Raw genomic sequence first — 10,796 nt, 5'->3', positions numbered from 1 at the left:
CCCGGCGGGGGTGGTTCCGACGTCGTCGGAACCACCCGGTCCGCGTTTGCGGCCTCGGGGTTCCCGCTCCGTTCCCGGTGTTCGCGGCCTTCGTTGCCGAGCTGCGCAAGGCCGTCAATCTTTTGCGAAATCTGCGCGAGATATTGCGGACACCTGTTTGTGGTGCTTGAGTGTGCGACGCCCCCGCTGCGTGTGGTCGGGGGCTTCCACGCTCATGCCCGAAGGGGACCACCGATGAGAAGCTCCTGGTTCCGCCCCGCTCGCCGTGCCTCCGCGGCCACGCTCGTCTCCGTGATGGCCCTGGCCGTCCTCACCGCCTGCGGCACCAGCAGCAGTGCGGACAACGACAACGACGCGGCCGGCGGTTCGTCCGACCCCACCGCCCCGCTGGACCCGAAGGCCAAGGTCACGCTGACCATCGACTGCATGCCGCCGGCCGCGAAGAAGGCGGAGCTCAAGGAGTGGAAGGAGGACGTCGCCGCCTTCAACAAGAAGTACCCGAACGTGACGATCGACGGTAAGTCGACGCCCGGCCAGTGCGAGGAGCCGGCCCGCTTCACGGCCGCGCTGAAGGCCAAGTCCCAGCCGGACGTGTTCTACACGTACTTCACCGACCTGCAGCAGGTGCTCGACAACGACGGCGCCGCGGACATCTCCGCGTACGTCACCGACAAGACCGTCCCGGCGCTGAACGACATCGACCCCAACGTGCTGAACGTCCTGAAGAAGGACGGCAAGCTCTACGGCCTGCCCACCAGCAACTACACCATGGGTCTGCTGATCAACCGCAAGCTCTTCACGCAGGCCGGCCTCGACCCCAACACGCCGCCGACCACCTGGGAGGACGTGCGCACCGCGGCCAAGGCGATCGCCGGCCTCGGCAAGGGCATCGCCGGGTACGGCGACTACAGCGCCCAGAACACCGGCGGCTGGCACTTCACGGCCACGATGTACGGCCTGGGCGGCGACGTCATCTCCGCGGACGGCACCAAGGCGGGGTTCAACACCGACCTCGGCAAGCAGGTCGTGCAGAACCTGCACGACATGCGCTGGACCGACAACAGCATGGGCCAGACGCAGCTGCTCAAGTGGGGCGACCTGCAGAAGCAGATGGCCACCGACAAGCTCGGCATGTTCCTGGCCGCGCCGGACGACATCACGTACATGGTCCAGCAGCTCGGCGCCGACTACGCCAACTTCGGCATGGGCCCGATCCCCGGCGGCAAGGCCACCCTCTTCGGCGGCAACGACTACATGATCAAGAAGGGCAGCTCGCCCGACAAGATCAAGGCCGCCATCGCCTGGCTGAACTTCAAGACGCTCAGCGTCGGCAAGGGCCAGTTCGAGTACGCGCGCTCCAAGGCGGACGGCCTGCCCGTCGGTCTGCCCCAGCCGGCCTTCTTCATCGGTGCCAGCAAGACCAAGGACGACCAGCTGAAGACCGAGAGCGCCACGATGCCGGTGGAGAACTTCCGTGCCTTCATGGACAACCCGATCCCCGGCAAGGCCGAGCCGCCGAAGGCGCAGGAGATCTACAAGGTCCTGGACAACGTGATGTCCGGTGTTCTCACCAACAAGAACGCGGACCCCGCCAAGCTGCTGTCCACCGCGGAGACCCAGGTCAACCAGGTCCTCGCCAACCAGTAGCCCAGGCCCCCTCGGCACCCGGCACCCAGGAGCGACGATGTCGGCCCCCAGCGCCCCCACCCTGCCCACCAGCACTCCCGCGAAGAGCCGGTCGCGCCGTACGGTGCGCCGCCCCGCCCCGGACGGCCGCCGTCCGGGGCGGGCCGGCCGCGCCCTGCGCCGCAACCTCACCGCGCACGGCTTCCTGATCGGTGCCGTGCTCTGCTTCGGGTTCTTCTCCTGGTACCCGATGGTCAGGGAGGTCCTGCTGGCCTTCCAGAAGACCGAGGACGGGGCCACCACCTGGGCCGGCTGGTCGAACCTGAACTACGTCTTCCACGACCCCGCGTTCTGGCAGGCCTGGCGCAACACCCTGCTCTTCACCGCCCTGGCGCTGCTGCTCGGCTTCGCGGTGCCGTTCGTCATCGCCCTGCTGCTCAACGAACTGCGGCACGCGCGGGGCTATCTGAGACTGCTGGTGTACCTGCCGGTGATGCTGCCGCCGGTGGCCTCGGTGCTGCTCTTCAAGAACTTCTACAACCCCGAGTACGGCCTGTTCAACCGCATCTTCGAGGTGCTGCACCTGCCCCAGCAGCAGTGGCTGCAGTCCACCAGCACCTCGATGCTGTCGGTGGTCATCGCCGCCACGTGGATGAACATGGGGGGCGCCACCCTGATCTACCTGGCCGCCCTCCAGGGCATCCCCGGCGAGCTCTACGAGGCCGCCGAGCTCGACGGCGCCGGACTCCTGCGCAAGATCTGGCACGTGACGATCCCGCAGACCCGGCTGATCCTGTCGCTGATGCTGCTCATGCAGATCATCGCCACTATGCAGGTCTTCACCGAGCCGTTCCTGCTGACCGGCGGCGCCGGCCCGGAGGGTTCCACCACCACCGTCGTCTACCTGATCTACCAGTACGCCTTCAGCTTCAACAACTACGGCAGCGCCGCGGCGCTCGGCCTGGTCCTGCTCGTACTGCTGGCGGTCTTCTCCGCCGGGTACGTGCGGCTCAGCCGTGCCGCGGACGAGTAGGGCGGGGAACCACCGATGAGCAGCAGCACCCGGACGCTGATATCGCCGACGCAGCTGGCGAGCCGCCGCGGCAGGATCGTCTACCGGACCGTCCTCGCCCTGGTACTGGTCGCCTTCACGCTGGTCTTCCTCGGCCCGCTGTACTGGATGGCCTCCAACGGCCTGAAGTCCACCGAGGAGTTCGCGCAGATCCCGCCCACCGCCTTCCCGCACGCCCTGCACCCCGAGAACTACAAGAGCGCCTGGGACGTGATGGACCTGTCCCACCTGCTGCTCAACACCCTCTGGTACGCGTTCGGGGCACTCGCCTTCCAGCTCGTGTTCGACGTGGCGGCCGCCTACTCGCTGTCCAAGCTCCGTCCGGTGCTGGGCAACGTGATCCTGGGGATGATGCTCGCCACGCTGATGATCCCGGCCACCGTCCTGGTCGTACCGCAGTACCTGACCGTGCTGGACGTGCCGATCTTCGAGCGCAACCTGCTCAACTCGCCCTGGGTGATCTGGCTGCCGTCGGTCACCAACGCCTTCAACATCTTCCTGCTGAAGCGGTTCTTCGACTCGGTGCCGCAGGAACTGCTGGACGCCTCCGCCATCGACGGGGCCTCCCAGCTGCGCACCCTGTGGTCGGTCGTCCTGCCGATCTCCCGCCCGATCCTCGGAGTGGTCTCCATCTTCGCGATCGTCGGGGTCTGGAAGGACTTCCTCTGGCCGATGCTCACCCTGCCCGACCCGACGAAGCAGACGCTCAACGTCGGCATCTACTCGCTCGCCAGCGGGGTGCCGGAGAACTGGCTGGTCGCGGCCCTCGCGATGGCCTCGGTGCCCACCCTGCTGATCTTCCTGATCTTCCAGCGCAACATCATGAGCGGTCTCACCGCCGGCGGCCTCAAGGGCTGAGACCCGGCCCCGACGGCCCCCGGCCGCACCCGTCCAGCACCACGCCGCCCGCCACGGGGCGGGCGGCGCGGTCCCAGCTGCCCGAAAGGACCAGTCACGTGGCAGACACCCACCCGGCCGAGGCCACCGACGCGTGGTGGCGCGGCGCCGCCATCTACCAGGTGTACGCACGCAGCTTCGCCGACGGAGACGGGGACGGCACCGGCGACCTCGCCGGGGTGCGGTCCAGACTGCCGTACCTGGCCGCGCTGGGTGTGGACGCGCTCTGGTTCAACCCCTGGTACCCCTCGCCGATGGCCGACGGCGGCTACGACGTCGCCGACTACCGGGCGATCGACCCGGCCTTCGGGACCCTGGCCGACGCCGAGAAGCTGATCGCCGAGGCACGCGCCCTGGGCATCCGCACCATCATCGACATCGTCCCCAACCACATCTCCGACCAGCACGTCTGGTTCCAGGCCGCTCTCGAGGCCGGACCCGGCAGCGCCGAGCGCAAGCTGTTCCACTTCCGCACCGGCCGCGGCGAGGACGGCGAGCTGCCGCCCAACGGCTGGCGTTCGCAGTTCGGCGGCTCCGCCTGGACCCGGCTCCCGGACGGCGACTGGTACCTGCACCTGTTCGCCCCGGAGCAGCCCGACCTCAACTGGGCCCACCCCACGGTGCGACGGGAGCACGAGGACGTACTGCGCTTCTGGTTCGAGCGCGGCGTGGCCGGGGTGCGCATCGACTCGGCGGCCATGGTCGCCAAGGACCCGGACCTGCCCGACTTCGTGGAGGGCACCGACCCGCACCCCTACATCGACCGCGACGAGCTGCACGACATCTACCGTTCCTGGCGCAGCGTCGCCGACCCCTACGACGGCGTGCTGATCGGCGAGGTGTGGCTGCCGGACACCGAGCGCTTCGCCCGCTACCTGCGTCCCGACGAGCTGCACACCGCCTTCAACTTCGACTTCCTGGCCTGCCCGTGGGACGCCGGCCGGCTGCGCGCCTCCGTAGACGCGACGCTCGCCGCGCACGCGCCGGTCGGTGCCCCCGCGACCTGGGTGCTGGCCAACCACGACGTGACGCGTACGGTCACCCGGTACGGCCGCGCCGACACGGGCTTCGACTTCAAGACCAAGGCCCACGGCATCCCCACGGACCTGGAGCTCGGCACCCGGCGTGCCCGCGGCGCCGCCCTCCTGACCCTGGCCCTGCCCGGCTCGGTCTACCTCTACCAGGGCGAGGAACTGGGGCTGCCCGAGGTCGAGGACATCCCGGCCGAACTGCTGCAGGACCCGATGTACTTCCGCTCCGGCGGCACCGACCCGGGCCGTGACGGCTGCCGGGTGCCGCTGCCCTGGTCGGGGGACGCGCCGCCGTACGGCTTCGGGGGCGAGCACCCCTGGCTGCCGCAGCCGGCGGACTGGGCGCGCTACACCGCCGAGGCGCAGGAGACGGACCCCGGTTCCCTGCTGAGCCTGTACCGGACGGCGCTGGAGCTCCGCCGCGCGGAACCAGGCCTCGGCGAGGGCCCGATGGACTGGCTCGACGGTCCCGGCGACGTGCTCGCCTTCCGCCGTGCGGGCGCCTTCGCCTGCGTGCTCAACCTGTCCGCGGACCCCGTCGCGCTCCCCGCGCACCGGCAGGTCCTGCTGGCCAGCGGACCGCTCGCCGAGGACGGCCGGCTGCCCCGGGACACCTGCGTGTGGCTGCGCCTGGACGACCCGGCCGGACCCGGCGGGGCGCAGGCGTACGCGTCCTGACACCGCGTACGCCGAGGGGCGCGGCACCTGGTACGGGTGCCGCGCCCCTCATCGTTGTGGACGTGCCGGTCACACCGGCCCGGCGACCACCGAGACCCGCTTGGTGAGGGCCACGCCCGAGCCGTCCCGGCGCGGGTCCTTGGGCGGGAGGTCGGCCGGCGCGCCCGTGGAGGTGGCGGCACGGGCGGGGGTGCAACCGGCCCAGGCGAGGAGCAGCATGTCCTCGCCCTTCAGGAAGCGCTGGCAGCGCACGCCGCCGGTCGCCCTTCCCTTGCGCGGGAACTGGTCGAACGGCGTGAGCTTGGCCGTGCCCTCCTCGGCCCCTGCGAGCGTCTCCCGGGTCCCGGCGAGGGTGAAGACCACGGCGTCGGCCGAGGGGTCGACGGCGGTGAAGGAGATCACCTTCGCGCCGTCCGTCAGCTTGATGCCGGCCATGCCGCCCGCCGGGCGGCCCTGCGGACGGACCTGGCCCGCCGGGTAGCGCAGCAACTGCGCGTCATCGGTGATGAAGACCAGGTCCTCCTCACCGGTGCGCAGTTCGACCGCGCCCACGATGCGGTCGCCCTCCTTGAGCGCGATGACCTCCAGGTCGTCCTTGTTCGCCGGGTAGTCCGGCACGACGCGCTTGACCACGCCCTGCTCGGTGCCGAGCGCCAGACCGGGCGAGGACTCGTCGAGCGTGGTCAGGCAGAGCACCTGCTCGTCCGGTTCCAGCGACAGGAACTCCGCGAGCGGCGCCCCGCCCGCCAGGTTCGGCGCACCGGAGGGCTCCGGCAGGATCGGCAGGTCGATCACGGCGATCCGCAGCAGGCGCCCGGTGGAGGTGACCATGCCGATGTCGGCCCGCGCCGTCGTCGGGATCGCCGAGACGATCACGTCGTGCTTGACGCGCTTGCCGTCGCCCGGGGCCAGGGCCTCGCCGTTCGCCGTACGGGCCAGCAGCCCGGTGGAGGAGAGCAGCACGCGGCACGGGTCGTCGGCGACCTCCAGCGGCACGGCCGCGACGGGGGCCGCGCCCGGCTCCATCAGCAGGGTGCGGCGCTCGGTGGCGTACTTCTTGGCGACCGCCGCCAGCTCGGCGCCGACCAGCTTGCGCAGCTCGGCGTCGGACTCCAGGATCCGGGTGAGCTCCTCGATCTCGGCGGTCAGCCTGTCCCGCTCGGACTCCAGTTCAATCCGGTCGAAGCGGGTCAGCCGGCGCAGCGGGGTGTCGAGGATGTACTGGGTCTGGATCTCCGACAGCGCGAAGCGCTCGATGAGGCGCTCCTTGGCCTGGGCGGCGTTGTCGCTGGCGCGGATGATCGAGATGACCTCGTCGATGTCGACCAGCGCGACCAGCAGGCCCTCCACCAGGTGGAGGCGGTCCCGGCGCTTGCCGCGGCGGAACTCGCTGCGCCGCCGGACGACCTCGAAGCGGTGGTCGAGGTAGACCTCCAGCAGTTCCTTCAGGCCCAGCGTGAGCGGCTGGCCGTCGACCAGCGCCACGTTGTTGATGCCGAAGGACTCCTCCATGGGGGTCAGCTTGTACAGCTGCTCCAGGACGGCCTCGGGGTGGAAGCCGTTCTTCACCTCGATGACCAGCCGCAGTCCGTGCTCGCGGTCGGTGAGGTCCTTGACGTCCGCGACGCCCTGCAGCTTCTTCGAGCCGACCAGGTCCTTGATCTTGGAGATGACCTTCTCCGGGCCGACCGCGAACGGCAGCTCGGTCACCACCAGGCCCTTGCGGCGGGCCGTCACGTCCTCCACGGCCACCGTGGCGCGGATCTTGAACGTGCCGCGGCCGGTCTCGTACGCGTCCCGGACGCCGTCCAGGCCCACGATCCGGCCGCCGGTCGGCAGGTCCGGGCCGGGGACGTAACGCATCAGCGTCTCGAGGTCCGCGTTCGGGTAGCGGATCAGGTGGCGGGCGGCCGCGATGACCTCGCCCAGGTTGTGCGGCGGCATGTTGGTCGCCATGCCGACCGCGATGCCCGAGGCGCCGTTGACCAGCAGGTTCGGGTAGGCGGCGGGCAGGGCCACCGGCTCCTGCTCCTGGCCGTCGTAGTTCGGCGTGAAGTCGACGGTGTCCTCGTCGATCGACTCGACCATCAGCATCGCGGCGGGGGTCGTGCGGCACTCCGTGTACCGCATCGCGGCCGGCGGGTCGTCGTTGCCGAGCGAGCCGAAGTTGCCGTGGCCGTCGACCAGCGGCACGCGCATCGAGAACGGCTGGGCCATGCGCACCAGCGCGTCGTAGATCGAGGAGTCGCCGTGCGGGTGGAGCTTGCCCATCACCTCGCCGACGACGCGGGCGCACTTCACGAAGCCGCGCTCGGGGCGCAGCCCCATCTCGTTCATCTGGTACACGATCCGCCGGTGCACCGGCTTGAGCCCGTCGCGGGCGTCCGGGAGGGCGCGCGAGTAGATGACCGAGTAGGCGTACTCGAGGAAGGACCCCTGCATCTCGTCGACGACGTCGATGTCGAGGATGCGCTCCTCGAAATCGTCCGGCGGCGGGGTCTTCGTGGTGCGGCGGGCCATCAGGGCGCTGCTCCTTCGGCTGGACCTCATCGGATAAGGACACGGGACTGTCGCGGACCATTGTGGACCGCCCCACCGACAGCCCGGACCACCCCCCCGCCTCATACGTGGCGGTGACGGGAACTTCGCGGGCCGTTTGTCCGCTGCCTAGAGTGGCAGGTCTCAGCACAAAACAACGAGTACGCGACCGGAAGGACAGCTTGCCCATGGGTCACACGGCCACGCCGGAGGCAGAATCCGGCGGCCTCACCGCGACCGAGCACCGCCTGGCCAACGGCCTGCGCGTCGTGCTCTCCGAGGACCACCTCACCCCGGTCGCCGCGGTCTGCCTCTGGTACGACGTCGGTTCCCGCCACGAGGTGAAGGGCCGTACCGGACTCGCCCACCTCTTCGAGCACTTGATGTTCCAGGGTTCGGCGAACGTCAAGGGCAACGGCCACTTCGAACTGGTCCAGTCCGCCGGCGGCTCCCTCAACGGCACCACCAGCTTCGAGCGCACCAACTACTTCGAGACCATGCCGGCCCACCAGTTGGAGCTCGCGCTCTGGCTCGAGGCCGACCGCATGGGCAGCCTGCTGTCCGCACTGGACCTGCAGAGCCTGGACAACCAGCGCGACGTGGTCAAGAACGAGCGCCGCCAGCGGTACGACAACGTCCCCTACGGCACCGCCTTCGAGCGGCTGACCGCGATGGCGTACCCGGACGGCCACCCGTACCACCACACCCCCATCGGCTCGATGGCGGACCTGGACGCCGCCTCCCTGGAGGACGCGCGCGCCTTCTTCCGGACCTACTACGCCCCGAACAACGCCGTCCTCGCGGTCGTCGGGGACATCGACCCGCAGCAGACGCTGGCCTGGATCGAGAAGTACTTCGGCACGATCCCGTCCCACGACGGCAAGCCGGCGCCCCGTGACGGTTCACTCCCCGGGGTGATCGGCGGGGAGCTCCGCGAGGTCGTCGAGGAGGACGTCCCCTCGCGCGCCCTGATGGCCGCCTACCGGCTGCCGCACGACGGCACCCGCGAGTCCGACGCCGCGGACCTGGCGCTGACCGTCCTCGGCGGCGGTGAGTCCTCCCGGCTGCACAACCGCCTCGTGCGCCGGGACCGCAGCGCCGTCGCGGCAGGGTTCGGCCTGCTGAGGCTGGCCGGGGCGCCGTCGCTCGGCTGGCTCGACGTGAAGACGTCCAGCGGCGTCGAGGTGCCCGCCATCGAGGCCGCGGTCGACGAGGAACTGGCCCGCTTCGCCGAGGAGGGCCCGACCCCGGAGGAGATGGAGCGGGCCCAGGCCCAGCTCGAGCGCGAGTGGCTGGACCGGCTCGCCACGGTCGGCGGCCGCGCCGACGAACTGTGCCGGTACGCCGTGCTGTTCGGCGACCCGCAGCTCGCGCTGACCGCCGTCAAGCGCATCCTGGACATCACCGCGGACGAGGTGCGCGCCGTCGCCGCGGCCACCCTGCGGCCCGACAACCGCGCCGTGCTGGTCTACGAGCCCACGGGTTCGGCGGCCGCCTCCGGCGAGGACTCCGACGAGGACGAGGAGGGCGCGGACCAGTGACCGACGTCCACACCACCATGACGTTCCACCCGCAGCCACGGCCGGGACAGCCCAAGCCCTGGGACTTCCCGGCCCCGGAGCGGTCCACGCTGCCCAACGGGCTGACCGTGCTGCGCAGCCGGCGCCCCGGCCAGAAGGTCGTCGCCGTCGAGGTGCTGCTCACGGCGCCGCTCGACGCCGAGCCCGAGGGCCTGGACGGCGTCGCCACGATCATGGCCCGGGCCCTGTCCGAGGGCACCGACAAGCACACCGCCGAGGAGTTCGCCGCCGAGCTGGAGCGCTGCGGGGCCACCCTCGACGCGCACGCCGACCACCCCGGCGTCCGGGTCTCCCTGGAGGTCCCCGCCTCGCGTCTCGACAAGGCCCTCGGCCTGCTCGCCGACGCGCTGCGCGCCCCGGCGTTCCCGGACGGCGAGGTCGAGCGGCTGGTGCGCAACCGCCTCGACGAGATCCCGCACGAGCTGGCCAACCCCGCGCGCCGCGCCGCCATGGCGCTGTCCAAGGAGCTCTTCGCCGCCGACCTGCGCTGCTCCCGGCCGCGCCAGGGCACCGAGGAGACGGTCGCGCGCATCGACGCCTCCGCCGTCCGTGCCTTCTACGACACGCACGTACGCCCGTCCACCTCGACGGCCGTCGTGGTCGGCGACTTCACCGGGATCGACCTGGAGGCGCTGCTCGAGAGCACGCTGGGGGAGTGGAGCGGCAAGCCCGCCGAGCGCCGCCCGCTGCCCGCGATCACCGCGGACGACACCGCGCGCGTCGTGATCGTCGACCGGCCCGGGTCCGTCCAGACCCAGGTGCTCATCGGCCGCGCCGGCGCGGACCGCCACGATCCCGTCTGGGCCGCCCAGGTGCTCGGCACGTACTGCCTCGGCGGCACGCTGACCTCGCGCCTGGACCGCGTCCTGCGCGAGGAGAAGGGTTACACCTACGGCGTGCGGGCCTTCGGCCAGGTGCTGCTCTCCACGCCCGAGGGCACCGGTGTCTCCCTGCTCGGCATCAGCGGGTCCGTGGCGACCGACGTCACCGCGCCCGCGCTGGCCGACACCTGGCAGGTGCTGCGCACCCTGGCGGCGGAGGGGCTCACCGACGAGGAGCGCGACGCCGCCGTGCAGAACCTGGTGGGCGTCGCGCCGCTGCGCTACGAGACCGCCTCGGCGGTGGCCGGGACCTTCGCCGACCAGGTCGAGCAGTCCCTGCCGGACGACTTCCAGGCCCGGCTCTACGAGCGGCTGGCCGTCACCGGCACGGTGGAGGCGACGGCCGCGGCCGTCAACGCCTTCCCCCTGGACCGGCTGGTGGTCGTCCTCGTCGGCGACGCCTCCGCCATCGCGGACCCGATCCGCGAGCTGGGCATCGGCCCGGTCGAGGTCGTCACGGGCGGCTGACCGGTGGCTCCACGGCGCGGCCCCG

7 protein-coding genes are annotated in these 10,796 nt (G+C 71.0%); 6 read left to right on the top strand and 1 reads right to left on the bottom strand.

From position 1 onward, the window contains the following. The first annotated feature begins 234 nt into the window (after positions 1 to 234). From ACFV3E_RS24335 to ACFV3E_RS24320, 4 genes are all read left to right on the top strand, one after another. A complete protein-coding gene (locus ACFV3E_RS24335; protein ID WP_500536543.1) occupies positions 235 to 1,647 on the top strand; it encodes an ABC transporter substrate-binding protein in 1,413 nt (470 codons plus the stop codon). A 37-nt stretch (positions 1,648 to 1,684) separates the two neighbouring features. Beyond that, complete coding sequence (locus tag ACFV3E_RS24330; RefSeq protein ID WP_500536542.1) at positions 1,685 to 2,659, top strand: carbohydrate ABC transporter permease; 975 nt, start codon at positions 1,685 to 1,687, stop codon at positions 2,657 to 2,659. 15 nt (positions 2,660 to 2,674) lie between these two features. Next, entirely contained in the window at positions 2,675 to 3,556 is an 882-nt protein-coding gene (locus tag ACFV3E_RS24325; RefSeq protein ID WP_500536541.1) for a carbohydrate ABC transporter permease, read from the top strand. A 98-nt stretch (positions 3,557 to 3,654) separates the two neighbouring features. Beyond that, positions 3,655 to 5,304: a glycoside hydrolase family 13 protein gene (locus tag ACFV3E_RS24320; protein WP_500536540.1), complete on the top strand. Its 1,650-nt coding sequence runs from the start codon at positions 3,655 to 3,657 to the stop codon at positions 5,302 to 5,304. A 69-nt stretch (positions 5,305 to 5,373) separates the two neighbouring features. On the opposite strand, the gene ACFV3E_RS24315 is transcribed toward ACFV3E_RS24320, so the two are convergent. Next, positions 5,374 to 7,824 carry a DNA gyrase/topoisomerase IV subunit A gene (locus tag ACFV3E_RS24315; protein ID WP_500536539.1) on the bottom strand — a complete coding sequence of 817 codons (2,451 nt, stop codon included), beginning with the start codon at positions 7,822 to 7,824 and terminating at the stop codon, positions 5,374 to 5,376. 206 nt (positions 7,825 to 8,030) lie between these two features. On the opposite strand from ACFV3E_RS24315, the gene ACFV3E_RS24310 reads away from it, so the two are divergent. Both ACFV3E_RS24310 and ACFV3E_RS24305 read left to right on the top strand, forming a co-directional pair. Further along, on the top strand, positions 8,031 to 9,383 hold the full coding sequence (locus ACFV3E_RS24310; RefSeq protein WP_500536538.1) for a M16 family metallopeptidase: 1,353 nt from the start codon (positions 8,031 to 8,033) through the stop codon (positions 9,381 to 9,383). Between the two features lie 17 nt (positions 9,384 to 9,400). Next, positions 9,401 to 10,771 (top strand): M16 family metallopeptidase, encoded by a 1,371-nt coding sequence (locus ACFV3E_RS24305; protein ID WP_500536672.1) that lies wholly within the window; start codon positions 9,401 to 9,403, stop codon positions 10,769 to 10,771. The last annotated feature ends 25 nt before the right edge of the window (positions 10,772 to 10,796 follow it).

Origin of the sequence: Streptomyces sp. NPDC059718 (genome assembly GCF_042733315.1) — a bacterium.
GTDB lineage: Bacteria > Actinomycetota > Actinomycetes > Streptomycetales > Streptomycetaceae > Actinacidiphila.
The sequence above is the reverse complement of the archived record's forward strand: the minus strand, read 5'-3'. Positions and strand labels throughout refer to the sequence as shown.